The sequence below is a fragment of the Streptomyces sp. NPDC085481 genome (assembly GCF_044541845.1).
Taxonomy (GTDB): Bacteria; Actinomycetota; Actinomycetes; order Streptomycetales; family Streptomycetaceae; genus Streptomyces.
The window spans coordinates 193,348-218,591 of the sequence record NZ_JBITTJ010000006.1 but is presented as its reverse complement, the minus strand read 5'-3'; the positions used below and the strand labels follow the sequence as shown (position 1 = coordinate 218,591).

14 protein-coding genes are annotated in these 25,244 nt (G+C 74.8%); all 14 read right to left on the bottom strand.

Annotated elements, in window-relative coordinates; all coding sequences use genetic code 11:
* Positions 1-40 precede the first annotated feature (40 nt).
* Positions 41-2,161 carry a hypothetical protein gene (locus ACIGEZ_RS15740; protein WP_399831078.1) on the bottom strand — a complete coding sequence of 707 codons (2,121 nt, stop codon included), beginning with the start codon at positions 2,159-2,161 and terminating at the stop codon, positions 41-43.
* Entirely contained in the window at positions 2,161-4,284 is a 2,124-nt protein-coding gene (locus tag ACIGEZ_RS15735; RefSeq protein WP_399831074.1) for a hypothetical protein, read from the bottom strand. The genes ACIGEZ_RS15740 and ACIGEZ_RS15735 overlap by 1 nt, the downstream gene beginning before the upstream one ends.
* Positions 4,281-6,767: a hypothetical protein gene (locus ACIGEZ_RS15730; protein WP_399831072.1), complete on the bottom strand. Its 2,487-nt coding sequence runs from the start codon at positions 6,765-6,767 to the stop codon at positions 4,281-4,283. The genes ACIGEZ_RS15735 and ACIGEZ_RS15730 overlap by 4 nt, the downstream gene beginning before the upstream one ends.
* Positions 6,764-10,054, bottom strand: coding sequence for a tubulin-like doman-containing protein (locus tag ACIGEZ_RS15725; RefSeq protein WP_399831070.1), 3,291 nt, complete (start codon positions 10,052-10,054; stop codon positions 6,764-6,766). The genes ACIGEZ_RS15730 and ACIGEZ_RS15725 overlap by 4 nt, the downstream gene beginning before the upstream one ends.
* Before the next feature lie 93 nt (positions 10,055-10,147).
* Positions 10,148-12,649, bottom strand: coding sequence for a VWA domain-containing protein (locus tag ACIGEZ_RS15720; RefSeq protein ID WP_399831068.1), 2,502 nt, complete (start codon positions 12,647-12,649; stop codon positions 10,148-10,150).
* Positions 12,650-12,656: 7 nt separating this feature from the next.
* Positions 12,657-13,229 (bottom strand): Pycsar system effector family protein, encoded by a 573-nt coding sequence (locus ACIGEZ_RS15715; RefSeq protein ID WP_399831065.1) that lies wholly within the window; start codon positions 13,227-13,229, stop codon positions 12,657-12,659.
* Complete coding sequence (locus tag ACIGEZ_RS15710) at positions 13,226-14,680, bottom strand: hypothetical protein (protein WP_399831063.1); 1,455 nt, start codon at positions 14,678-14,680, stop codon at positions 13,226-13,228. Before ACIGEZ_RS15710 ends, ACIGEZ_RS15715 begins: the two co-directional genes overlap by 4 nt.
* Complete coding sequence (locus tag ACIGEZ_RS15705) at positions 14,677-17,079, bottom strand: hypothetical protein (RefSeq protein ID WP_399831061.1); 2,403 nt, start codon at positions 17,077-17,079, stop codon at positions 14,677-14,679. The genes ACIGEZ_RS15710 and ACIGEZ_RS15705 overlap by 4 nt, the downstream gene beginning before the upstream one ends.
* Positions 17,076-17,864 (bottom strand): hypothetical protein, encoded by a 789-nt coding sequence (locus tag ACIGEZ_RS15700; protein ID WP_399831060.1) that lies wholly within the window; start codon positions 17,862-17,864, stop codon positions 17,076-17,078. Before ACIGEZ_RS15700 ends, ACIGEZ_RS15705 begins: the two co-directional genes overlap by 4 nt.
* Positions 17,865-17,974: 110 nt before the next feature.
* Positions 17,975-18,700 carry a Crp/Fnr family transcriptional regulator gene (locus ACIGEZ_RS15695; RefSeq protein WP_399831058.1) on the bottom strand — a complete coding sequence of 242 codons (726 nt, stop codon included), beginning with the start codon at positions 18,698-18,700 and terminating at the stop codon, positions 17,975-17,977.
* Positions 18,701-18,991: 291 nt separating this feature from the next.
* Complete coding sequence (locus ACIGEZ_RS15690; protein WP_399831055.1) at positions 18,992-21,646, bottom strand: polynucleotide kinase-phosphatase; 2,655 nt, start codon at positions 21,644-21,646, stop codon at positions 18,992-18,994.
* Positions 21,643-23,112, bottom strand: a complete 1,470-nt coding sequence (locus ACIGEZ_RS15685) for a 3' terminal RNA ribose 2'-O-methyltransferase Hen1 (protein WP_399831052.1) — start codon at positions 23,110-23,112, stop codon at positions 21,643-21,645. The genes ACIGEZ_RS15690 and ACIGEZ_RS15685 overlap by 4 nt, the downstream gene beginning before the upstream one ends.
* Positions 23,113-23,181: 69 nt before the next feature.
* A complete protein-coding gene (mmuM, locus tag ACIGEZ_RS15680) occupies positions 23,182-24,084 on the bottom strand; it encodes a homocysteine S-methyltransferase (RefSeq protein ID WP_399831049.1) in 903 nt (300 codons plus the stop codon).
* Between the two features lie 4 nt (positions 24,085-24,088).
* Positions 24,089-25,012: an LLM class F420-dependent oxidoreductase gene (locus ACIGEZ_RS15675; RefSeq protein WP_399831046.1), complete on the bottom strand. Its 924-nt coding sequence runs from the start codon at positions 25,010-25,012 to the stop codon at positions 24,089-24,091.
* Between the last annotated feature and the right edge of the window lie 232 nt (positions 25,013-25,244).

Here is a 25,244-nt window from a genome sequence, read left to right as displayed (position 1 = left end):
GGCTCGCGCGTGGCACTCGGCGTCAGAGGCGCGGTCGGCGTCACGGGAGCGCCGCGACGATGACGGTGACCAGGACGACGATGACGGCGACGAGGACGGCGACGAGGACGGAGAAGATGACGCGGCCGTCCTTGGATCCGGAGCCGCCGGGCGCCGGGGCGGGGGCGACCGACCCGGGGCCGGGCGGATCCGGAGGGCGGTCCCGCCCGGGCGGGTAGCTGCCGACGAGCAGGCTGCGCATGACGTCGTCGGGCAGTCCCACCCGCTTGTCCTTCACGAACCGCATGTACGCGGCGCGGGCGGCCGGCTGTGGACTGGTACGGAAGCGGGCGAGCAGGTGGGCGAGCTCGGCGACCGCCGTCTCGGCGCTCCGGCCGCCCTTTCCGGTGCCGAGGACCGGCCGCACGGCCCAGCGGTGCAGGGCCACGGCGTCCGCGGCCCGCTCGGCGGGGCCGGCCTGGTCGCCCGGGTGGGCACGGGTCACGAAGTACTCCTCGGCGAGCACGAGGTCCCGCAGGTCCTGCCGCAGCCGCCGGCCCCAGCCGGGGAACCGCTGCGCGATCTCCTGGACGAGCACGGTGACGACCTGCCGGGGCAGCGCCCGGTTCCGCAGCACGACCAGCAACTCCGCGTCCACCCCCTCGCGAGCCGCGTCCCGGGCCTCCCCGACGGTCCGTACCTCGGCGAGGCGGGCCGAGAGACCCGGGGTCCTGCCCCCCGGCCGCCGCCGGAGCCGCACCCGCCGGCCGACATGGACGGGGCCGGCCCAGGGGGAGGCCGCGCGGTCGCCGGAACGGTGGGGCGGCTGCTGCGGCGCGGCGCCGGCAGTGGGGACCGCTTCCGGGCGGCGCGGGGGCGGCGGCCCGTCCGTACGGGCGTCTCCGCCCGCGCGGTCCGGACCGTGCGGGCCGGCCGTGCCCTCCGGCCCGCTGTCCGCGGCCCGTCGCGTCTCCGATGGTGTCTCCGGGTACGCCTCCGAGGTCTCCGCGTACGCCTCCGCGGCCCGTTGCGCCGCCGAGCTCTCCGCGTACGCCTCCGAAGGACTCGCGCCGCCCGACGGCCCCCACTGCCAGCTGAAGGCCGAGCCGCCGGACTCCCCTGCCGGTTCCGGCGGGTCGGCGGGCCGCCGGCCGCTCGTCCCGAGCACGCCGGGCCGGCGGCCGTCGGACGTCTCCCGGTCCTGATCGGCGGCCTCCGCACGCGACGCGGGTGGAGCCGCGGGCTCCGGCGGGACGGCGGCGGGCCGACGCGACGGCTTCGCCGGGAACGCGCGGTCCAAGTGGGTCAGTGCCGTCTGGGCCGTGCTCAGGAGGGGGACTTGGGGGCGGGTCAGGGAGCGGCGGAGGGCCGCACTCACCGCGAACTCCCGGTTGTCGCCCTCCTCCAGGCCCCGCAGGTGGTGGTGGACGAGCCGGTTCGCCACCGACTCGGCCGTGTCGCCGACGCGTTCGCGCGGGTCGGCGCGGCGGCGGTCGGTGTTGCGCGAGGCGGCGCCCGCCCAGCGGCTGATGAACACGAAGCGCAGGACCGGGAGTTCGGCCGTGTCGTGGGTGGCGAAGCTCCAGCGGCGGTAGACGGAGCCCAGCATGCTGTACAGGCCCCAGAGAACGGGCAGCGCCGTGTCGCCCGGCTCGTCCAGGAGGGTGAACCGGTCGTCGGGACCGCGCAGCAACTCCGCGACGGCGCCCACGAGTTCGTCGGCGACATCGGGGAGCCGCTCGTCGAGTACGGCCTGTCCGGCGCCCGCGGCCGGGAGCAGGACGTCCTCCCCCACCCTCGGCAGCTTGCCCCGCACCTGGGCGAGCGGCAGGTCCGCGCCTTGCCAGGTCCAGGCGTGCAGGCCCAGGCAGGTGGCGGCCTCCAGCAGGTCCGGGGAGCCGACGAGGGCGTGGCAGATCGCGGAGGCGCCGCCGCCCGGGTCGGTGAAGGGGAGGCGGCGGATCAGCACCGCCTCTCCCCCGCGGGGGCGCTGGAGCCGGATCAGCGCGGGCCTGGTCTCGTCCCCGGTCGCCCGCAGCACCGTTCCGGCGCCGCGGAACAGCGCCTCCGCGTCCTCCGGGCCGCCCGACCAGGCGACGGGGCCGAACCCGGTGGTGCCCGAGACGTTCTCGCTGTCCCAGCGGAAGACGATCTGGTCGACCTCGTCGTGGTTGCGCGCCATCAGTCTCTCCCTCGAAGCAGCCCGCACGCGGCGAAGACGGACAGCAGTGGTGCCAGGACCCGCCGCGGCCGGGCCCCGTGCGGGAACCGGTCGCCCCGCGCCTGACCGCCGGTGGCGGCGACGAAGTGCAGGGTGCAGTGGGCGGAGTCGTCGAAGGGCCGCAGCCAGGCCTGGCTGGCGTGGTGGGACAGGAACGCGTAGGCGTCCCGGCTCTCGGCGTGCGTCACGGCACCGTCGTACCGCTCGGGCAGCGCCCGCCCCAGCCAGCGGTCCACGGCCGGTTCGAAGCGCAGCAGGTCGCTCTTGTTGAGGGCGATGGCGGAGGGGGCGGTGACGAGCCCGTTCTTCCTCGGCAGCCGGTTGAGGACGGTGGCGAAGGCCTCGTCGCCGAGGTCGCGGCGCGGCAGCCCGTACCGCTCGCGCACCGGGTCGAGGGCCGGCATGCGCAGCGCCCGCAGCGGGTCGACGACGAACACGAAGGCGTCGACGCCCACCAGGAAGCGGGCCACCTCGCTGTCCTGGGAGAGGTCCTCGCCCGCGAGGTCGAAGAAGACCACGGGGCGCGGGGTACGGCCCGGCGCCGAGACGAGGAGTCCGTCGGCGAAGTGGGCGAAGGTCTGCTGGCCGGTGCGGCCCAGCTGCCGTCCCTGCTGGAGGCTCTGCACCCGCTCGCGCAGATAGGCGCGGTGCGCCTCCGGGTTGAGGGGCAGGGCCTTCAGGCCGTACGGCTCCAGGCCGCCGAGTTCGACCTCGCCGAGCATCGCGGCCATCAGGTGGGTCTTGCCGACGGCGGAGCTGCCGACGAAGGCGATGGAGAGCGGCTCGCCGTTGGTGAGGTAGGGGACGGGCAGTTCGTGTGCCTCGTCGCCGTCGGCGTGCGGGCACAGGTGGTAGGCCGAGCGGAGCTTGTCCGCGAGGTGGGCGGGGCGGTGTTCGCTTCTGAGGTCGAGCGGGATGCGGTTGCCCTTGGCGTCGATGGTGACGAGCAGGTTCTCGTCGTAGTGGACGGGCAGCAGGCAGTGCGGGCACATCCGCACGGGCGGGGAGGGCGGTTCGAGGGGCTGGAGGACGGGCGGCTGGGGCTCGGGGCCGCGCCACCACGCGCGCCGGCGATCGCGCCGCGGCGACGTGTCCTGTTCGGGCGGGTCGTCGTCCCAAGGACCGGGACCCTGCTCGGACTGCCGGGCGTCCTTCTTGCGGGCGAGCTCGGCCTCGTACCGCTCCCGCCCCCGGGCGAGCGGATCCGCCGTGTCGACGGCGTGGGCGAGCGGATCGGGCAGCCGCAGCAGCCGCAGCAGGTCGGCCGGGGACGGCCGGGCGGCGGCTTGTGCGGCGAACAGGCCGCCCTGGGCGAGGGCGCTGAGCCGCCGGTAGTCGCCGAGGTCGTCGGGCGGCCCGTCGGCCCGGTCGGCGCGGCCGGGCGGGCCCGGGTGGCCGGAGAGCAGGTAGTACGCGATCCTGGCGAGCGACCACAGGTCGTCGCGGGTGTCGGCGGTGCCGCGGCCGGCGCGCTGTTCGGGCGAGGCCCAGGGGGCGGTGCCGAAGGGCTCGCGGGGTTCGCCCGCGCGCAGCGCCGCGTACGGTTCGCAGAGCCGGACGTGGCTGCCGTCCCAGCGCACGGTCTCGGGCGCCAGGGCCCGGTGGACGAGTCCTGCCTCGCCTAGCAGCCGTACGGCGAGGGCGAGTTGGTTGATGATCCGCTGCTGGTCGTCGGCGCCGAGACGGGTCAGGCAGTCGGCGAGCGGGACGCCGGGCGACCGGCGGTAGAGCACGAACGGCTCCGCACAGTCGAGGTCGAACCCCGCGATCCGGGTGAACAGCCTGGCGAACTTCTCGGTCCCGTAGCTCCGTTCGACCGCTATGGCCGTCGCGACCTCCCGTTCGAGCCGGGTGTACGCATGGGGGTCGCCCTGCGCGGAACGCGGCAGCCGGAACTGGACGACGGGCCAGCCGTCGCCCAGCGTGGCGTGACGCATGATCAGATGCGGCCGTCCGGGCGGCCGCCGCTCCGCGCCGTAGCGGGCGGGGAGGCGGTAGGACTGCTGCTCGGGGGTGAGGAACTCCAGCTCCTCCTGGGGCTCCTCGGGCTCCTGGCGGCCCGGTGCGGACTCGGCCTGGGTCATGGCGCTCCGCCCTCCTCTTCCCTGACGGTGCGCACCACGTCCGCACGCAGTGGTACGAGACGCACGACGCCCGCGTGCCGGCCGGCGTCCGTCCACACCACGTCCTCGACGGCGCCCCGCCAGATGTCGTCGCCGGTCGCCCCGCGGCGCATCGTCTCGGGCACGAAGCGCACCCGGCGCACGGCGCCCGGCTCGTGGGAGAGCAGCCGCAGGTGCTCGGGGCCGCACAGCGGGACCGTCAGGCCGGGGTCGTCGTCGGCGGCGATCAGCCGGGCCACCGCGTCCGGGGCCACACCGGTGAGCCGGGCGGCGTCGGGTCGCTCGCCGCGGTCCCGGCCGGGCGGCGGGGAGGCGGCGGCGTCCCGCTCCAGGCGGGTGCGGGTCTCGTCGAGGAGCTCGGTCAGCGGCTCGTCGAGCGGGAGCCGGCCGGCGTTGCCCGGATCGCGTTCGATCCCGGCCCAGGTGGTGTCCAGGATGGCCGTGACACCCTCGACGAGGTCGCCGACGAGGGTGTCCACGAGGGCCGGGCCGCCGTCTCCGTACCGCCGCTCCAGCCACTCGGGCGCGGGGGCGGGGATGGGGACGGGGGCGGGTGCCGGTGCGGGTGCGGCGAAGGACGGCGCCGACGGCGGCTTGGGCGTGCGGCGCGGACGTTCCTGCTGGTGGGAGAAGCCGCCGCCGGACCAGGCGTCGTCCTCGTCGCCGTCGGACCAGTCGTCGAAGTCCCAGCCGGCCTGCTCCGCGGAGTGCGGGCCCGCCGCCTCCCGGTACGGCTCGCGGAAGTCGTCGGCGCCGAAGGGGCCCTGGGCGTCCTGTCCGCCGTACGCCTCCGCCGTCGTGGCGAGGCCGCGCAGCAGCCGGGCGACCGCCCCGGCCCCGTCGGAGCAGTGGTGGCGTACGTCGGCGAAGAGCCAGTCGTGCACGGCGGTGGTGACGATCAGGGTCCTGATCTCGTGGAGGATGCGGGCCGCGGCCTCGGGGTCCGCGCGGTCCCACCAGTCGTCCACGGCCTTCGTCCAGTCGCGCAGCGCGAGCAGCACGACGGCCGCCACGGCCAGGGCGAGCGCCACCGCGCCCGCCCACACCGGCAGACCGAGGAACCTGCCGACGGCCGCCCCGGCGAGTCCGCCGACGAGCCCGCCGAAGAGCCGGGGCGCCGTGCCCGTGCTCCCGCCGCCGTCCAGGCGTCCGTCGGGCGAGCGGTTGGGGCGGCGGCGCAGCATCAGATGGGCCAGGAAGGCGGCCGTCAGGCCGACGGCGGGGCCCAGGAACCAGCCGGCTCCCGGCCAGAGCCCGCCGAGGAGGGACAGGAGCCCGGTCACCAGCGCCGCGACGGGCCGGGAGCCGCCCGCGAGGAACGGGTGCCGGCCGGCCAGCCGGTCGAGCTGCGCGGGGCCGCAGACGGCGTCGAGCCGGGCGAGCCGGGCCGCGCTGCCGGCCGGGGCGGTACGCGCCGCGAGGGCGGCGAGCCGGGCGGCGACCGAGCGCAGCGGCAGCCGGCGGCCGAGCAGGTCGTGGGTGTGGTCGCGCAGCGCGGGGACGATGCCGCTGCGGGTGATCTCCCGAGGCATCTCGGGGAGTTGGATCCCCCGGTCGCGCAGCATCCCGCGCTCCTCGACGGTCGGCCGGGTGCCGCCGGCGAGGGCGAAGGCGTCGGCGACGGTGTTCCGGAACCGGCCGAGGTCGGCGGCGAGCTGCTCGATGTCGCCGGGCAGGTCGATGTCCCGGCCCGCGCCGGTGAGCAGCCCGGCCGCGCCGCGTAGCCGGGCGTGGCCGGCGACGGCCTCGGCGAGGTCGTCCTCGCAGGCGTTGAGCTGGGTGCCGGCCCGTCCGCGGTCGGGCAGCCACTCGTGTCCGGCGATCGAGCGCGGCACCGACTCGTCGAGGAGCAGGGCGAGTTCGCCGGGCACGGTGCCGAGGGTGGCGGGCGTGGGGACGTCGGGTCCGGTCAGTGCCTCCAAGGCCTGCCGCCACGCCCTGGCGCGGGCCTCGTCGGTCAGGTCGTGCTCCAGGACGCGTACGGAAGGGACGGCGACGCCGTGGACGACGCGGCCGAGGCCCCGCAGCACCGCGTCGAACACCTCGGGGGTGGCGAGCACGTCCACGAGCGGGCGCAGGGCGGACGCGTCGGGGCCGCGGAAGTCGTCGAGCAGCCACAACACGCCCGCGGCGGGGGGTCGCAGGGTGAGGGAGCGGCGCAGGGTCCGCTCCCCCGGCGCGCCGACGGCCAGGCAGACGATCTGGGCCGGGCCGAAGGAGGAGAGCCGCTCGTAGAGCAGCTGGTGGGCGACGAGCCGGTCCGCGTCGTCGACGACGAGGAAGCGGCGCTCGCCGACGGGCTGCGGCGCGGTGAGAGCGCGGTGGACGGCCGCCTCGGCGTCGGCGTCGGCGTGTTTGGGCGCGTAGGCGCCGGCCCGCAGGTCGAGGCGTACGGCGTGCCCCGGGACCGGGGCCGGGTCGTCCAGGATGGTGCGGTGGTTCACTCCTCCTCACCGTCCCACTCCCAGGGGTAGCCGCCGTCCTCGGGCTCGGGGCGGCTCGACGGGGCGGGGGGCGCGGGTCGGGCCGGGGGCTCCGGCGTCGGGTGCCGGGGGTCCCTGGGGAGGGCCGGGTCCTCCGGAAGCCCGCCGCCCGTCTGGCCGCGGCCCGGCGCGTGGCGCTCGAACAGGGCCCGCAGATTGGGCCGGGTGGGCCGGCCGGACCCTGAGAAGCGCATGTCGAGGGCGCCCGGGTAGGTCACCTCCCAGAAGTGTCGCAGCGGCGCCAGCCACTCGGCGTCCTCGCCGCCGTACTCCGCCGCCAGCTCGTCGAGGAGCACCAGCTGCCGCGGGGCGACCTTCTCGACGAAGTGGACGAAGAGCGGCGAGGGCCCGACCGGGGTGTTGGCCAGCCCCTTCGGCTGGGCGCGCATCAGCCGCTCGCAGAACTCCTCGATGATCTGCCCCTCGTCGAGCAGCGCCCACCGTTCGTACGCGCGCAGCAGCCCGGCCCAGCTGGACAGCGCGCCGTCGAAGCCCTCCAGGCGCAGCGACATCGTCGCGGACTCGCCCTCCTGGAGCCGGATGCGGACCACGTCGGGCGATTCGGCCGAACCCCCGGTGTGGATGTGGCCGTTCCACATCGCGCACAGCAGCCGGTGCAGGATGCGCTGCCGGTCCTCCTCGGTGGAGACCAGCCAGTCGTCCTGGTAGCCGAGCCGCTGCCGCCAGTGCAGGAAGTCGTCCTGGCCGGCCGAGTCGCGGGCCTCGGACCACAGGGTGAGCACGTTGCGGACCTCGGAGATGTCGGTGAGGTTCATGCCGCTGCGGAACAGGACGACGGTGATGGAGTCGGTGTCGACGGCCCGGTACTCCTGGGTGGCGCGCGGCGGCAGGTTGAGCTCCTGCCGCAGGTAGTCGCCCGCCCGGCCGTCGGACTCGCTCGCCGGGTGCACGATGAGGATCTTCAGCGGGCCGCCGCCGTCCGGGGTGAAGCCGACCGGGAGCAGTCCGGCGAGTGCGGAGCGGAACTGTTCGAGCCAGCGGGTGTCGACCTTGGACTCGGCGGACTCGTCGCCGGCCGCGGCGCGCAGCAGCAGCTCCATGGAGGGCAGCAGGGGGCGGGCGAAGCGGTCGTCGTTGGCCTCGCCGAACAGCTTCTTGACCCGCCGCTCGACGACCTGCTTGATCTCCTTGACGGCGGCGCCGGGCGAGCGGCGTACGGCGTCGAGGGCACTGCGCCAGTCCTCGGGGCGGACGAGCCGTTCGAGGAGCCCGGCGGCGTCGGTGTTCTCCGGCAGGCCCTCGCTCTGTACGAGCCGGTCGAGGACGTCGTCGTAGAAGGCGCGCAGGCTGTTCTGCGGGGGCAGCAGGTAGGAGATGCCGGTGCGGTCGTCGCGGTAGAGCTCGCGGCGCCGGTCGGCGAAGGCCTTGCCCTCGTCCTGCTCGTGAGCGCGCAGCACCTTGGCGAGTTCGCCGAGCTCGTTGACGATCCGGTGCAGCGGGGGCCGCCACTGCGACTCGCCGGCCTGCCAGGCCCGGTGCCACAGGGTACGGGCCCGCCACTGGTACCAGGCCTCCTGCCGGGCGAGCGCCTCCTGGACGTCGGGGTCGCCCCAGCGGGCCGGTACGAGACCGCCCGCGCTGCGCTTGATGTGCGGGATGGCCGGGGCCGAGGCCGCGATGTCCGGGGGCCGCTCGGGGTCGTTGCGCCGGTTGTCGAGCATGCCGGTGAAGCCGGCCGCGGCGACCCGTTCCTCGTGTCCCGGCAGCCCGTTGAGGATCGACTCGATGCGGAACGGGCTGATGGTGCCGAGGAGTTCGCGTACGGCGGTGCCGGGCTTGAAGTCCTCGGTGAGCCGGGGCACCTCACGGCCGAGATCCGCCTCGAGGCGGCGCAGCGCGTCCGTCATGTCGCCGAGCCGGTCGCGCAGCGCCTGGGTGATGGCCCGGCTGCCCTTGGGGAGGTGCTCGGGCGCGGGCACGTCGGGGGCCTCGCGGATCCACAGCCGTCCGACGCCGGAGCGGGTGAACATCTCCTGGACGAGCTGCTTGTCCTCCCGGCTGCCGCGGCGGGCCTTCTCGCCGAGGCCGCGGACGGCCTGGGCCAGCAGCCGGGCGGCGACGATCTCGGCGAGGTCGTCGACGGGCACGGTGAGGGAGGCGGCGAGGCTGGTGGACATGCCGCGGTAGCCGATGCCGGTGCGGGCCGGGGTGGAGCGTTCGACGCTCTTGTTGATGAAGCTGGCGGCGAAGGACTGGTAGTCGTCCTCGGCCCGGCCCGCGGCGCCGCTGTCCTCGCTGAGCTCGGTGCCGATGAGCGACATCACCATGGCGGTGATGGAGCGGCGCAGGTCCTCGGTGCCGATGACGGCCGGCTTGGAGAAGAGGAACGCGGTCTGCACGGTGGAGGGGCGCAGCGCGACCACCCCGTCGCCGGGGTAGTGGACGCTGATCCGGCCGGTCTGCTCGACGTCTCCGACCTCGTCGAGGGCGTCGGGGACGTTCTGGTCGTCGACGAGCCGGGAGAGGTCCACGAGGGCGCGGGCGGAGTTGAGTTCGGCCTCGCGTCCGCCGCCCGCCTCGGGCGGGAAGGCGGAGGGCATGACGACCAGCGGGTAGATCTTGACGCCGGGCACCTTGGACTTGCGGAACTCGTGCCCGATGAGGTGGATGAAGTCGTAGAAGATGCCGGCGCCGGTGCCGCCGGCGACGGAGAAGGCGACGAAGACGTCGCAGCCGCGGATCCGCCCGCCGCCGACCCGCTGGAGGTCGCCGGCCGAGTTGCCGATCGCGCCGATGGCGGCGCGCAGCTGGCGCAGCACGGGTTCGAGACCGGAGCGCATGGTCGCGAAGAGGGCGGCCCTGCCAACGGTGGGGAGCTGTCCCGCACCGTTGTGCAGGGGTGCCACGCGCGGCTGACGGGCCTGCGGCGGCAGCCAGAGCCGGGTCTCCTCGTGCAGGGCGACCCGCAGCATGCGGGTGACCTCCGGGGAGGAGTCGTAGTCGGTGGGCAGCAGGTCGCGGACCATCCGCGAGGTACGGGCGAAGGCGGCGCCCTCGGCTCCCTTGGCGCGGAACTGGGGCTGGTTCAGCAGCTCCGCCTCGCTGAAGTCGGCGTACACGAACTGCAGGCAGTCGGGCAGCTGGAAGGGCAACCGCCGTCCGCCGTCGACGAGTTCGGTCCCGTCGGGCCCGCACAGCTCGCGGCGCAGGCTGCGCTCCAGCTCGCTGCCGATGCGGCCGCCGGTGCCGCCGAGGCCGACGAAGAGCATCGGCTGGTAGATCTTCATGTCGTCTCCCTGAAGAACCCCAAGGACCCGTTGGTTCGGTCGGTGGGGAGGGCGCTGGGTGGGTCGGTGGGGGTGTGTCGCGGGGTCGGTGGGTCAGAAGTCGGTGTCGACGTCCCAGTTGCCGCCCGTGGACGTTCCGGTATCGGTGTCGCGGGGCGGCTGGGGCTGCCCGGTCATGCCGGTGTCGGCCCGCCGCGCCCTGAAGCGGCGTCGCAGGGCGGAATCGCCGGCCGTGATGTCGGCGCCGGGGTCCGCCGCGCTCGCGGTGCCGGTGCCGGTGCGGTGACGGGTGCGCGTGCGGGTGGTGCCGGTGGCACGGGCGCGCCCCACACGATCCGTCGCTGGGCCGCCCTGGACGACGAGTTCGCAGTCCTCGACGCCGACGGGCTCCCCGGGCCGTACGGGAGCCTCCCGTTCCCGGTTCACGCGCAGCAGCAGCTCGCCCGATCCGGTCCTGCGCAGCCGGTGGGCGACGGCCGCGTCGCCGGAGCGGGCCCGGCGCAGGGTGGGTGCCGAGCCGCGCGGCTCCTCGACGGTGAAGAGGTATTCGCCGCCCCCGCTCTGCCCGGCGCGGATGGTGAGGGTGTCGAGGACCGTTCCGTCCCTGCGGAGTTCGAGCCGCATCCCGGACAGGTCCCGGCGGCGGCGCCGCGCCGCGAGCCGTACGGCGACGAAGGCGGTCGCCAGGACGAGCAGGGCGGCCGCGGTGGTGACGTACGGCCACCAGCGCTCCCACCAGGTGGGCGGCGCCTCGACGGTCACGCCGAGGCGCGAGGTGTCGAGCTTCAGATCGCCGCCGGCGGTGTCCACGACGGCGACCTGACCGCCGAGTTCGCCGAGCGGGGCGCCGGCGCCGACGGTGATGGTGAACTCCACCCGGGTACGGCGGTTCGGCGGGGCCTCGACCTTGGCCGGGGAGATCGTCAGCCCGGCGCCGCCGGGCGTGGCCCGGCCGGGCTCCCCGGATCCGTCGGCCCCTTCGGACCCGTCGACGAGGGCGAGCCGCAGGGTGTGCGCGACGTCGTCGTCGTTGGTGACGTCGAGGACGCCGTGCACGGTGTCGCCGGGGTGCACGGTGGTCTGTTCGACGGAGAGTCCCGCCGTGATGGTCGGCGAGTCCGGGCTGCGGAAGGCGTGCAGCGGCACCTCGTCGGAGGTGATGCCCGGCGCGGACATCCGCGTGACGACCTCGAGCTTCCCGGTGGCGGTTTCGGGCAGGGTGAGCGTGCCGGTGAACCGGACGTCCCCCGCCGTACGGTCCGGGGCCTGCCCGTCGTCGGCGAGGCGGACGGTGACGGGGGCGAAGCCCTCGCCGCTCACCTCGGCGGAGACCGTGACGCCCTGGAGCTGCTTGGGGTCGCGGATGAGGACACCGCGCCGGGTCTGCATCTGCACCTCGACCACGGTCGCCTGGCCGCGGCGCGGCGAGGCGGGGTCGAGGAGGACCGAGGAGCGCAGCCGGCCCTGCCAGATGGCGCGGACGGCGACCTCGCGGTCGCGGTGGCCCTCGGGGGCCTCCACGTGGACGCGCCAGCGGCCCGGCAGCGGGTTCTTGACGCGCAGCGCCTCGACCGGCCCGTCCTGCCCGCTGACCTCGAAGCTGGAGCCGTCGAAGTCGCCGTGGGTCGGGACCGGGCGGTCGTCGGGGTCGAAGTAGGTGACCCTGACCTTCGGGTCGTGCTTGGAGACGGTCAGGGAGCCGTCGGTGGCGATGGGCGGGATGGTGACGTACAGGTCGGCGGGCGGCTTGCCGGCGGTCCCCTCCTCGACCCGGGCGCAGCGGGCGGCCGCGAAGGTCTCCTGGAGCACCTTGTCGATCTGGGCGGAGGAGCCGACGACCCGCATCCTCGGCTGGGAGTTCGGTACGTCGGAGCAGGCGCTGCGGTAGCCGCCCTCGGCCATCGCCTTGAGCGCCGCCTCGTCGATCCGGCTGCCGAAGCCGAGCGGCCAGATCTGCACGCCGGCGGCGCGGGCCCTGGCCAGCTCCTCGTCGAGCCGCTTGGCGCCGTTGGCCTGCCGGCTGGCGGGGTCGGTGCCGTACTCGGGGCTGTCGCCGACGTCGAGCTTGCCGTCGGTGAGGAGGAAGACCACCTTGGGGGTCTTCGGGGCCTTCGGGTCGCCGGTGGCGGTGTCCTCGGTGAGGCGGGCGACGGCCTGGCGGATCGCGGCGGGGAAGTCGGTGCCGGGGCCCGTCCTGGCGCTGTCGCGCCGGTCGAGCTGCTGGACGCAGTCGCTCAACTTCTGGCGGCCGGCCGCGTCGACGACGGTGAGCGCGCACACGTCGCTCACGGGGGACTGGCCGGGCTTCTCCGAGCTGCCGAAACCGATCACGGTGACCCGGGACCGCGGGGATATCTCGCCCTGGGCGATCAGGGCGGCGGCCTCGGTCTCCCTGGCCAGGTCCTTGTCGGCGAGGCTCTTCGACTGGTCGACGACGACGGCGAAGTCGATCGGGGCGGGCCCGTCGTCCGCCGCCGGGGCGGCGGCCGTCGGGGGCTCCGCCGGGACCGCGGCGGCGGGGCCGCCGAACGGTCCGGACAGGGCGAGCAGCGCTCCGGCGAGGAGCAGGACGCCCCTCGGGTGTTTCCACTGCATGGTCAACTCACCACAGTTCGCTGAGGAGGGCCAGGAGGGCACCGAGCACGAGGGACGCGACACCGAGCCGTAGCCATCGGTACTTGGCGGCGAGGACGACCCCGTGGACGCTCGCCTGTTCGAGGAGCCAGCCGGTGGCGTCCGAGCCGGAGCGCTCCAGGCGGGCCCGCAGCGCGTCGGCGGTGGTGCCGGCGGTGAGCTCGCGCAGGAGGGTGCGTTCGGCGCCGAAGCGGGTGCGCGGCAGGACGACGGAGACCAGCATCAGGACGCCGGCGGTCCACAGCAGCCCGGCAGCGACCAGCAGGGCCAGGCCGGCGCCGGCCGGCAGCGGGCCGCGGTCGCGGGAGAACACGACCGCGAGGAAGGCGAGGGCGCCGGACAGCAGGATGGCCGCCTTGGTGTCGGCCCTGCCGATGTCCTCGCGGACGGTGGTCAGGAGCTGCTCGGCCATCCCGCGCATCTCCGCGCCGCCGGGGGCGGGCGCCGGCCCCGGGGTCACGGCGCTTCCGGTGCCGGTGCCGGGGGCGGTGCCGAGGTCGCGGGCTGTGCCGGTTCCGGGGTCGGTGGACGGCGCGGTCACTCGTCGTCCCAGTCGTCGAAGTCGGCGCTCGGGGGGGACTGGCGGGGACCGTCGTACCCGTCGCGGAGCTTGTGCTCGCCGCGGCGGTCGTATCGGGCGTCCTGGTCGGCCTCGTCCCCGCGCGGGTCCCAGGCCTGGTTCCCGTCCTCGTCGCGGTACCTCCGCTCCGTGTGGTCGCGCTCGAAGGAGGCCTGGACACTGGTCGGTTCGTAGACGCGCGGGTCGAGGGGCGCGTCCGACTCGGCGTCCCGGTTGACGCCGTCACCCTCGTCCTCGTCCCAGTTGGGCGCGGTCGGCTCCGGGCCCGCGGCTCGCTCGAGGGCGGGCCGGCCGGCCGGGCGCGTGGTGTCGAGGACCCGGTCGGCGACGCCGCCGAGGATGGTGCCGGTGCTGCTGCGCAGGTGCTGGAGGATCTGGTACGCCTGTTCGTCGACCTCGTGGCGTTCGAGCACCCCGGAGTCGAGGAGGCGGTTGAACACGGCGAGGAGGTCGGCCTGGCCCTCGCGCTTCTCGCGCTGGAGCTGGGTGCGGATCTCCCACTCGTGGTCGGGGTTCTTGGCCATGTGGTGGGCGATCTGGGCCAGGTCGCCGCGCCGGAACAGCGCCTCGAGGTCGGTGGCGCGGGCCGCGATCTTGCGCCGCTCCCACTCCTCCGCGCGCAGCTCGGCCTCGGCGACCCGCGCGTCGGCCCGGCTGGTCACGGCGACCGTGTCGGCCCGGGCGACCTCCTGCCGGATCTGCTCGTCCAGGTCGAAGAACACGTACACCTGGGTGCGCAGGCCGATGTCCCGGCCGAGCGAGAGCCGGCCGGTGCTCAGCTCCTCCCGTACGGCCTCGTCGGCGCGCTGGGCCTCGGTGAGCCGGAAGCGCCGGGAGAGCGCGCGCAGTCCGTCGAGCAGGTCGTCGTGGAGCAGCTCCGCGACGTTCCAGGCCTGTTCCTTGTAGACGCGGTACGGGTCCTCGACGGTCCACTTGACGCGGACCCGGGCGTTGAAGGAGGCACCGTCGCCGGCGGCGGGCAGCTTCAGGTCGAACTCGGTGACGTTCTGGCCGAGCTGGACCTCGAAGACGGTGTACGGAGAGCCCAGCAGCGGCTTGTTGACGTCCTCGTTCCGGTCGGGCCACATGATCCGGTGGCCGCCGTTGCGGTAGAGCAGGACGGCCGCGATGAGGCCGCTGGTGCGGCGGTACGGGGGCGGGCACTCGCGGATCAGCGGCCCGAGCGGGCTCTTGGCCGCGCCCTTCCCGCCGCCCTTGGCGCCCGCGCGGCCCTGGCCGCCCTGGTTCTGGCCCCATTTGTTCTGGCCGCCCTGCTTCTGGACGCCCTGGTTCTGAGCGCCCTGCCTCTGACCGCCCTGGTTCTGGCCGCCGTTCTGGCCGCCGTTCTGTCCGCCGTTCTGTCCGCCGTTCTGTCCGCCCGGGTTCTGTCCGCCCTGGTTCGGCCCGCTCATCGCTTCGCTCCTTCCGCGACGGCGTCCCACATGCGACGCGCCGCGCTCTTGTCCAGGGGCCGGTCCCGGTCCCGTACCAGCTCGTTCAGCAGTCCGCGGAGCCGGTCGCGGTCGCGGCGCTCCACCGCGAGGAGGGGCAGCAGGCCGCAGACGAGCTCCAGTGCCGTGCGGTCCTTCGCGGCGCGCCGCAGCAGGCCGCCGAGGCCGTCGAGCGCGGCCTCGCCGGCGCGCGCGGTGTTCAGGGTGCGGCGCAGCAGGGCGCCGAGCGCGGGCGTGAGGTCCGGCCTCGTGGCGAGCAGCGCCACGAGGAGGGGCCGGCTCGCGTGCTCGTCGAGTTCGGGGACGTCCCGCAGGCCCCACAGGTGGGTCGTGCGGGTGGTCAGTGTGGTGATCATGGTGATGTGCACGACGTTGGACAGGTTCAGGCGGCCGTCGGCGAGCCAGCGTTCGAGCCGCCGGAGTACGGGGTCCGGGTCGCCTGAGGCGAGCAGCCGGGCGACGCTGAACGTGGCGGACACGAGCATCTCGACGTCGTCGGCGTCGTGGTCCCTGATCACCCGGGCCAGGGCGTCGAGCGAGCCGCGGATGCCGCCGGCGGCCAGCACGTAGCCATGGGTGAGCAGCGCGGTGTCCAGGAGCCGGGGGTCGTCGGCGGTCGCCCAGTCCTTGACGGTGGCGGCGACCGCGGGCCGGACCCCCGGGTCGCGGGCGGCCTCGGCGAGCGCGGTCGCGGCGGCCATCCGGGCGACCGGCTCGTCCATCACGGCGAGCGGGGCGACGAGCTCGCCGTAACCGTGGATCCAGTCCCAGGAGCACAGCACTCCGGCGGCGATGGAGGCACGGACCCACACCTCGGGGCGCGGGTCGTCGCACAGCGCGCGCAGCCAGCGGGCCACCGGGCCGCGGACGTTGTGGTAGCCGTGCCAGACCTCGGAGAGGACGGCGGTGGCGAGCGCGCCGCCCTGGAAGCGGATGGCGCGCGCGGGGACCTTCGCCGGGCCGAGGTCGAGCTCGGTGTCCTCCAGGACGGAGCGGGCGAGCGCCGGCCGGTGTTCGGCATGGGTGCCGAACAGGCGCCGTCCCGCGGGGCGTTCGGGGTCGAGGGTGACGGCGAGCTCCCAGGTGAGGAGCTCGGCGGCCTCGGCGGCGATGCTGTAGGCGGAGCCGTTGAAGACGGCCACGGCGATCCGGAAGGCGGTGGCGCTGAGCACCGGCAGCGCCTCGGGAAGGGTGCCCGGCCGGTCGGCGCCCGCGAACCACTCGCGCGCCTGCGCCCGTACGAAGGCGGCGCAGTCCTCCAGGAGTTGATCGTCCGTCAGTTCTCCCCGCTGGCGGCGGGCCAGGTGGTCGGCGAGCCGGGCGGCCTCGCGCGGCCGGAGCTCCTCGAGGCCGAGGGCGGCGACCACGTCCTCCCGGCCGGCCAGCTCCCTGGCGGCGGCCGTCGCCTCCTCGGGCTCGCCGCGCAGCAGCAGGCGCAGGTGGCGGTGGAGGACCTCGTCGGCGGGCGGGGGCGGGCAGTACATCCCGTACCGGCCGCGCAGCAGCCGGTCGGCGAGGTCGCCGCTCTCGACGATCAGCACGCCGTAGCCGTCGACCCGGCCCAACAGGTCGGCGAAGCGGTCGAGATGCAGCTCGGAGAGGCGTGCGGCGGGCGGCCGCGGGGCCGGGTCGGCGCCCTCGCCGCGCGCGGGGCGCGCCTCGCGCTCGGGGCGGTCGTCGTCGGCGAGGAGTTCGACGACATGCCCCGCGCCCTGGTGGAGGTTCTCCGGGCGGATCTCGTCGACCCCGTGGCGTGGGTCGAGCCGGAAGACCTGCCCTTCGGCGGCCTCCGACTGGCCCTTGGCGACCTCCGACTGGCCCTTGGCGACCTCGGACAGGAGCGCGAGCGCCGTGGACTTGCGCCCGCTGCCCGGCTCCCCGCACAGGACGAGCACGCGGTTGGCCCGTAGCCGGTCCTTCATGCGCTGGTAGCCGGCGGTCTCGCAGTACACGTCGTCGAGGTGTTCCAGGGTCTCGCGCGGCACCGGGCCCTGGACGAAGTGGGCCGCGGTGTTCAGCCAGAAGTTGTAGAGGTCGCCCTCGTGGATGGTGGCGTCGCCACCGACCGTGGTGTGGCGGTCGCCGGTGCCCTGGGCGAGGGTGCGCACCGCGGCACGCGCGGTGCTCGCGCCGCCGGTGCGGCCGGCGCCGCCGAGGGGGCCGCGGCCGGCGCTGTCGAAGGGGTTGGCCTGGGGCTGGTCGGCGGAGGGTCCGTCGGTGCCCGCCTTGTCGGAGCCCTTGTCGGAGCCCTTGTCGGAACCCTTGTCCGAGGCCTTGTCGGCGCCCTTGTCGTCGGTGGCCGGGGACTCGCTCGCCGAGTCCCCGCCCGCACCGCCGTGGTCGAGGTCGTCGTCGCTCACGCCGGGTCCCCCTTGCCCTCGTTGCGGACGCCGGTGAACCCGCCGTGGATCGTGGCGCCTTCGAAGTGGTTGATGTCACGGCCGGCCGTGTACGTGCGGTTGCCCCCGCCGTTCCGAGGCGGTGAGCCGTCCCCCCGCGACGGCCCACCGCCGGTCCCTGGGTCACCACTGCGCTCCCCCGGTCCGGCCATCGGCGGCTCCTGGCGCCGGGGCACGTGGAACCAGGCATCCTCGGCGGTCTCCTTGGAGACCACCTGCGCCCGCCGGTAGTGGTCGGGCTCGACATAGCGCCCGCCCTCGACGACCACGTTCCGGTAGAGCCAGTCGGAGACCACGATCAGCAGGTCGACGTCCTGCGCGTCGGCCATGATCTGCTTGGCCCGCTCGCTGTCGCAGAGCCGGCAGGCGAGGTCCACGGCCCGGCCGACCAGGCCGTGCCCGTCGTCGAGGACGAGGCCGGCGTTCATGCCGACCCGCAGCCGCAGCCGCCTCCGGCGGCCCACGTTGTGCTCGCGCAGGCTCTCGTACAGGGTGTCGATCCAGCGGCCGACCATGAACACCGGCGGGACGTCCGGGCGCAGTGCGGCGAGGATGCCGTCGCCGCGGTCCTCCTGGTGGACGGTGCCGGGCTCGATGCCGACGGAGGCGTACGCCTCGCCGAACGCCTCGTACAGGGCGGCCCGCGTGAGCCGTTTCTCGTCCATGCCGAGGCGTCCGGAGCCGACGACGTCCCCGAAGACGACGAGCCGGTGGATGGCTCCCGCGCTCGCTCCCGTACTGCTCACTCGGACTCCTCTGACGTGGTTCCGTGGTGGTGATGCGCGCCGTGGCGAGATGCCGGCGTGGTGGTGACGTGTCAAGCCTCGCGCCGGGCGCGCGTGGGCGATGTAGCCGTTTACACACCCGGCGGAGGTTTCTCCGCCGGTTCCGCGCCGGGGCGTGCGCGCCCCTGCGCGAGGAGGACGAGCACGGGCATGTCGATGACGACGACCGTGCGGTGGGCGGTGCGGACGACGCCCTGTTCGCGCAGCAGCCGCAGGGCCTTGGCGACGGCCTCCCGGGTGGCGCCGATGGCGGCGGCGAGGTCGTGCTGGGGCAGCGGGAGTTCCAGGAAGGTGCCGGACTCGGCGCGCCGGCCCGCGCGTTCGGCGAGCTCGACGAGGCGGGCGGCGAGCCGCTGGAGGACGGTCTCCGAGGCGAGCGAGCGGCGTTCGACGTCGGCGCTGCGCAGCCGGGTGGCGAGTTGCCGCATGATCAGGGCGGTGGCGTGCGGCCGGGCGGCGAGGAAGCGCCGGAAGCGGTCGCCGGATATCGCGACGGCCTCGACCCGGCCGAGCGCGGTGACGGTGGCGCTGCGCGGGCGGCGGTCGACGGCGGCGAGGTCGCCGACCACCTCGCCCTCGCCGCGCAGCGCGAGGATGAGCCGGGCGCCGCGCTCCGTGCCGACGGAGACCACCGACCAGCCGGTGAGGAGGGCGAGGACGTACGCGGAGGTGTCGCGCTCCCGGATCATGATCTCGCCCGGTTCGTACATGCGCGGGGCGCCCTCGGCGAGCAGGTCGCGGCGGTCGGCCGCGGGGAGGGCGTGGAGGAACGAGCGGTCCTGGCCGAAAAGACTCAACGGTCGCTCACACCCCCGCACGTTCTGCGCATTCGCGTGCTTGTTCCCACCTCATATCGCAACCAGAGTCACACTGTTGACGCTGCGTCACGTCGTGGGGTGAAGAACGCTAGAGGGTGGCCGAGAATCGCGTCAACGCGAGGGGAACGATCACAAGGGGCGCAAGGGAGCGCTGTTTCCAGCACCCTTGCGCCCCCTGTGTCCTGCCTGTGACCGGCCGCGCACCGGAGGGAAACCCGGCGGGTCCATGGAGCGCGGCCGTCCCCGGTCAGGGCCGGGGATCACCCGAGGTCACAGCCTCGGGTCGACCGGCTCCGACTCCAGGGCGAGGACCGCGAAGACGGCCTCGTGGACCCGCCACAGCGGCTCCCCGTCCGCAAGCCGGTCCAGGGCCTCCAGGCCGAGCGCGTACTCGCGCAGCGCGAGCGACCGCTTGTGGCCGAGGGAGCGGTTGCGCAGCCGCTCCAGGTTGTCCGGGCGGGTGTACTCGGGGCCGTAGACGATCCGCAGGTACTCCCGGCCGCGTACCTTGATGCCGGGCTGCGCGAGGCGCCCGTCGGCACCGCGGACGAGGGCCGCGAGCGGCTTGACGACCATGCCCTCGCCGCCCGCGGCGGTCAGCTCCAGCCACCAGTCGGTCCCGGCCTGAACGGACGCCTCGTCGGCCGGGTCGACCACGAGCCGCCGGGTGACCTGGAGCAGACCCGTCGGGTCGTGCTCGACCAGCCGGTCGAGCCAGGCCAGCTGCTCGTCGTGCGGGACGCCTGCCAGCGAGCGCCCGCGCGCCGCGAGCACCTGGAACGGCGCGAACCGCACACCCTCGAGGCCCTCGGTCGGCCAGCAGTAGCGCCGGTACGCCTCGGTGAAGGCCGCCGCGTCCGCCGCCCGTTCCCGCTGCCGGCCGAGGAGCTCGTCGACACCGGTCACGCCGCGCGCGACCGCCTGTTCGAGCGCCCCCACCGCGCCGGGGAACACCGCCCGGGAGGCGGCACCGACCGCCGCGTACTGGGAGCGGAGCAGCCCGGCCGACTTCAGCGACCAGGGCATCAGCTCGCCGTCCAGGAGCAGCCAGTCCGTGTCGAGCTCGTCCCACAGACCGGCGGCGTCGATCGCCGCCCGCAGCCGCGCGAGGACCTGCTCGGTGGTGTCCCGGTCGGCGAAGAACGGGCGGCCGGTACGGGTGTGCAGCGCGCCGGTCACCCCGTCGCGCGCGGCCACGCCGAAGCGCTCGGCCGCCACCTCCGCGTTCCGGCAGACGAGGGCGACGGCCCGCGAGCCCATGTGCTTCTCCTCGCACACGACCTTGCCCACGCCATCGGCCTCGTACTGCGCGAACGCCTCGGCCGGGTGCTCCAGGTAGTGCTCGTCAGCGGCTCCGCCGCGGGTACCCAGCTTCGACGTCGCCGTCGGCGCCATCGTCGGAGGCAGGTAGGCGAGCAGCCGCGGGTCGATGGCGAACCGGCTCATGACCTCGAGCGCGGCGGCCGCGTTGTCCTCGTGGACGGCGACGTTGCCCATCTGCCGGGTCTCGACGACCCGGCGACCGTGCACGTCGGCCAGGTCGAGCGGCCGGCCCTGGTGACCACCCGGCGCCTCGGGCGCGAGGGGGCGGGCCGGCTCGTACCAGACGCGCTCGGCGGGTACGTCGACGAGCTCGCGCTCCGGCCAGCGCAGCGCGGTCATCCGCCCGCCGAAGACGGCGCCGGTGTCGAGGCAGATGGTGTTGTTGATCCAGGACGTGGTCGGCACGGGTGTGTGTCCGTACACGACGGTCGCCCGGCCCCGGTAGTCCTCGGCCCAGGGGTAGCGCACCGGCAGCCCGAACTCGTCGGTCTCACCGGTGGTGTCGCCGTACAGCGCGTGCGAGCGGACCCGGCCCGAGGTGCGGCCGTGGTACTTCTCCGGCAGACCGGCGTGGCAGACCACCAGCTTGCCCCCGTCGAGGACGTAGTGGCTGACGAGCCCGTCGATGAACGCGGACACCTGGGCGCGGAACTCCTCCGGCTCGCGCTCCAGCTGCTCGATCGTCTCGGCGAGGCCGTGGGTCTGCTGCACCTTCCTGCCGTGCAGCCAGCGGCCCAGCTTGTTCTCGTGGTTTCCGGGCACGCAGAGCGCGTTCCCGGTGGCCACCATGCTCATGACGCGGCGCAGCACGCCGGGGCTGTCGGGGCCGCGGTCGACGAGGTCGCCGACGAAGACGGCGGTCCGGCCGTCGGGGTGGGCGCCGTCCTGGTAGCCGAGCTTGGCGAGCAGGGTCTCCAGCTCGGAGTTGCAGCCGTGGATGTCGCCGATGACGTCGAAGGGACCGGTGAGGTGACGCAGGTCGTTGTACCGCTTCTCCAGGACGACCTCGGCGGCCTCGACCTCCTCCGCCGTGCGCAGCACGTGCACCTTGCGGAAGCCCTCGCGCTCGAGTCCGCGCAGCGAGCGGCGCAGTTCGCGGCGGTGCCGCTGGATGACGTGGCGGGGCAGGTGGGCCCGGTCGGCGCGGGCCGCGTTGCGCGCGGCGCACACCTCCTCGGGCAGGTCGAGGACGATCGCGATGGGCAGCACGTCGTGCTCGCGGGCGAGCTGGACGAGCTGGCGCCGGGCCTCGCGCTGCACGTTGGTGGCGTCGACGACGGTCAGCCGGCCGGCGGCGAGCCGCTTGCCCGCGATGTAGTGCAGGACGTCGAAGGCGTCCTTGCTCGCGCTCTGGTCGTTCTCGTCGTCGGCGACGAGGCCGCGGCAGAAGTCGGAGGAGACGATCTCGGTCGGCTTGAAGTGGCGCCGGGCGAAGGTCGACTTGCCGGAGCCGGTCGCACCGATCAGGACCACGAGGGAGAGATCGGTGACGGGCAGCCTGCGGAGGCCCGTCCCGGTGGCGCCGGTGGTGCTGGTGGCGCCGGTGGTGTCGTTGGTGTCGGTGGCGCCGGTGGCGCCGGTGGTGTCGGTGGTGTCGGTCATGCCGCGTCCTCCTTCGGGGTCTCGTCGGTACGGGTGAAGACGGCCATCTGGGTCGGCGGGCCGACCTCGGGGTCGTCCGGGCCGACGGGGGCGTGGGCGACCCCGTACCCGTACCGCCCGGCGACGGCCTCCGCCCACTGCCGGAACTCCTCGCGGGTCCACTCGAAGCGGTGGTCGCCGTGCCGGACGTGCCCGGCCGGCAGCGACTCCCAGCGCACGTTGTACTCGACGTTCGGCGTGGTCACCACGACCGTACGGGGCCGGGCCGAGCCGAACACCGCGTACTCGAGCGCGGGCAGCCGGGGCAGGTCGAGGTGCTCGACTACCTCGCTCAGGACGGCCGCGTCATAGCCGGCGAGCCGCTTGTCGGTGTACGTGAGGGAGCCCTGGAGCAGGGTCACCCGGCCGGCCTGCCGCTCGCCCATCCGCTCCAGGCGGAGCCGGCGGGCGGCCACGGACAGCGCACGCGCCGACACGTCCACCCCGACGATGTCGGTGAACCGGACGTCCTTGAGCAGGGCCTGCACCAACTGGCCCTGGCCGCAGCCGAGATCGAGCACCCGGGACGCGTCGGCGGCGCGCAGCGCGCCGAGGATGGCGTCGCGGCGCTGCTCGGCGAGCGGCACGGGCCGCTCCTCGGTGTCGGTGGTCTCGTCGACCGCGTTGTCGACGTCCTCGACGTCCAGGTCGTCCGCCTCGGCGAGCCGCACCAGCTCAAGGCGCTCGGTCGCCTCCCGGGTCAGGCCCCAGCGGCGGGAGAGATAGCGGCTGGTGATCAGCTTCTGCTCGGGGTGGTCGGCGAGCCAGCCGTCGCCGGCGCGCAGCAGCTTGTCGACCTCGTCCGGCGCGACCCAGTAGTGCTTGGCGTCGTCGAGCACCGGCAGCAGGACGTAGAGCTGGTTGAGCGCGTCGGCGAGCCGCAGCTCGCCCTCCAGGACGAGCCGCACGTAGCGCGAGTCGCCCCACTCGGGGAACTCGGGGTCCAGCACGACCGGCTCCGCCTCGACGGATGCCCAGCCCAGCGGTCCGAACAGCCGCGAGACCAGTTCGGCACCGCCGCCGCGCGCGGGCAGCGCGGGGATCTCGATGCGCAGCGGCAGGGGCGCGGCGGCCCGCTCGGGCAGGGCGGCGCAGCTGCCGTGCAGCGCGCTCTTGAAGACCTTGGCGAGCGCGACGGCCAGCAGGGACGAGGCGGCGTAGGGCCGGTCGTTCACGTACTGGGCGAGGGCGGAGTCCGGGGCGCCGCCCCGGCCCTTGCCCTTGCCGCGCCGGACGAGCGCCACGGGGTCCACTTCGAGCAGCAGCGCGGCCGTGCACCGCTCCGCGCTCGCCTCGGGGTAGAGGACGTGCGCGGTGCCGTGGGAGGTCGAGAACGTCTGCGCCTTCTCGGGATGCTTGTGCAGCAGGAAGCCGAGATCGGTCGCGGGACGCTCATGGGTACCGGTCGTACTGATTGTCAGGAACACCCGTCCGAGTATGGTCGCGTGCTCCCTCCCCGACCAGGCATTTTCCCGGCCCGAAGGGGGGTGTCCTCGCTATTCCTCCAGGGTCGCCGCGAGCGCGGCGATCCGGTCCGGGCCGACCCGGCAGCAGCCGCCGATCAGGCGGGCGCCGTCCGCGCGCCAGCGGGCGGTGCGGGACGGGTCGAAGGTGGCGCCTCCGAGCCAGCCGCGAGCCCGCGCGTCCCATCGCTCCCCGCTGTTGGGGTAGACGACGACCGGCTTGCCGGTGACCGCGGCGGCGATCTCCACGGCGGGCCCGGCGTCCTCGGGGTCGCAGCAGTTCACCCCGACCGCGACGACCTGGTCGAGCCCGGCGGCGAGGGCGAAGGCCTCCGCCAGGGGCTGACCGGCCCGGGTGCGCCGGCCCTCGACCGTGTACGACAGCCAGACCGGCACCCCGCACCCGTCGACCGCCCGCAGCAGCGCCTCCGCCTCGTCGGCGTCCGGCACCGTCTCCAGGGCGAGCACATCGGGCCCGGCCTCGGCGAGGGCCTCGACGCGCGGCCGGTGGAAGCGCGCCAGCTCGCCCACCGTCAGCCCGTACCGGCCCCGGTACTCGCTGCCGTCCGCGAGCATCGCTCCGTACGGGCCGACGGAGGCGGCCACCCAGATCTCCCGCTCCGTGCGTCCGCCCGCGGCCCGGGCCAGTTCCACGCTGCGCGCGAGGAGCCGCGCCGCCTCCGCCCGGCCGGTGCCGCGCCGGGCGAAGCCCTCGAAGGTGGCCTGGTAGCTGGAGGTGATCAGGACCTGGGCGCCGGCCCGTGCATAGGCCGCGTGCGCCGCCTCGATCTGCTGGGGCCCGTCGGCGAGCAGCCGCGCGGACCAGAGCGCGTCGGACAGGTCGCAGCCCTGCGCCTCCAGCTGGTTGGACAGCCCGCCGTCGAGCACCAGGACCCGCTCGGCGAGGGCGGCGGCAAGCGAGCGGACGGGTTTCATGGCGTCACCCCAACTGCCTCTGGACCTGTGCGGAGATCAGCTCCAGGTGGTCCAGATCGTCCAGGTCGAGGACCTGGAGGTAGATCCGGGTGGAGCCGAGTGCACCGTACCTGCCGATCTTGTCCACCACCTCGGCGGGCGAACCGGCCAGGCCGTCGGCCTTGAGCTCGGCCACGTCCCGGCCGATGGCGGCGGCCCGGCGGGCGACCTCGGCGTCGCCCTTGCCGACGCAGACGACCAGCGCGTTGGAGTACACCAGCGCGTCCGCCGGTCGTCCGGCCGCCTCCGCCGCCGCCCGCACCCGGCCGAACTGCCGCTCGGTGTCCTCCAGCGAGGCGAACGGGATGTTGAACTCGTCCGCGAACCGGGCCGCGAGCCTCGGTGTACGGCTCGCCCCGTGCCCGCCGACGAGCACCGGGATCCGCGCCTGGGCCGGCTTGGGCAGAGCGGGCGACTCGTCGAGCCGGTAGTACTCCCCCTCGTACGAGAAGGTCTTGCCAACCTCGGTGCCCCACAGCCCGGTGACGATCTCCAGCTGCTCCTCCAGGCGGCCGAACCTCTCCTTCGGGAAGGGGATGCCGTACGCCCGGTGCTCCTCCTCGAACCAGCCGGCCCCCAGGCCGAGTTCGACCCGGCCGCCCGACATCCGGTCGACCTGGGCCACCTGGATGGCCAGCACACCGGGGAGCCGGAAGGTGCCGGCGGTCATCAGCGTGCCGAGCCGGATCCGCCGGGTCTCCCGGGCGAGCCCGGCCAGCGTGATCCACGCGTCCGTCGGTCCGGGCAGCCCGTCCGCCGAGCCCATGCGCAGATAGTGGTCGGAGCGGAAGAAGGCGTCGAATCCCAGGTCCTCGGTGGCTCTGGCGACCGTGAGCAGGGTGTCGTAGTCGGCCCCTTGCTGGGGCTCCGTGAAGATTCGAAGATCCATACCTCCATCCTGCACCTTGGGCCGGCCAGGCCCCAGGGCCTGCCGGTCAGCAGCGTGCGTCAACCTCTTCGTCAGCGAAGGATCACCACCGGCCCGGTCGGGTGAATATCCGCCCCCTGGACGGGCGCCGTCCCACCGGGCCAGTGACCGGGGCCCGGGACCCGTCGTTGGCTCGGGCGGAGCCGGACCGCCCGGCCCGCGTGCCGGCGGCCGCTGCCGGTGCGTCGCTCTC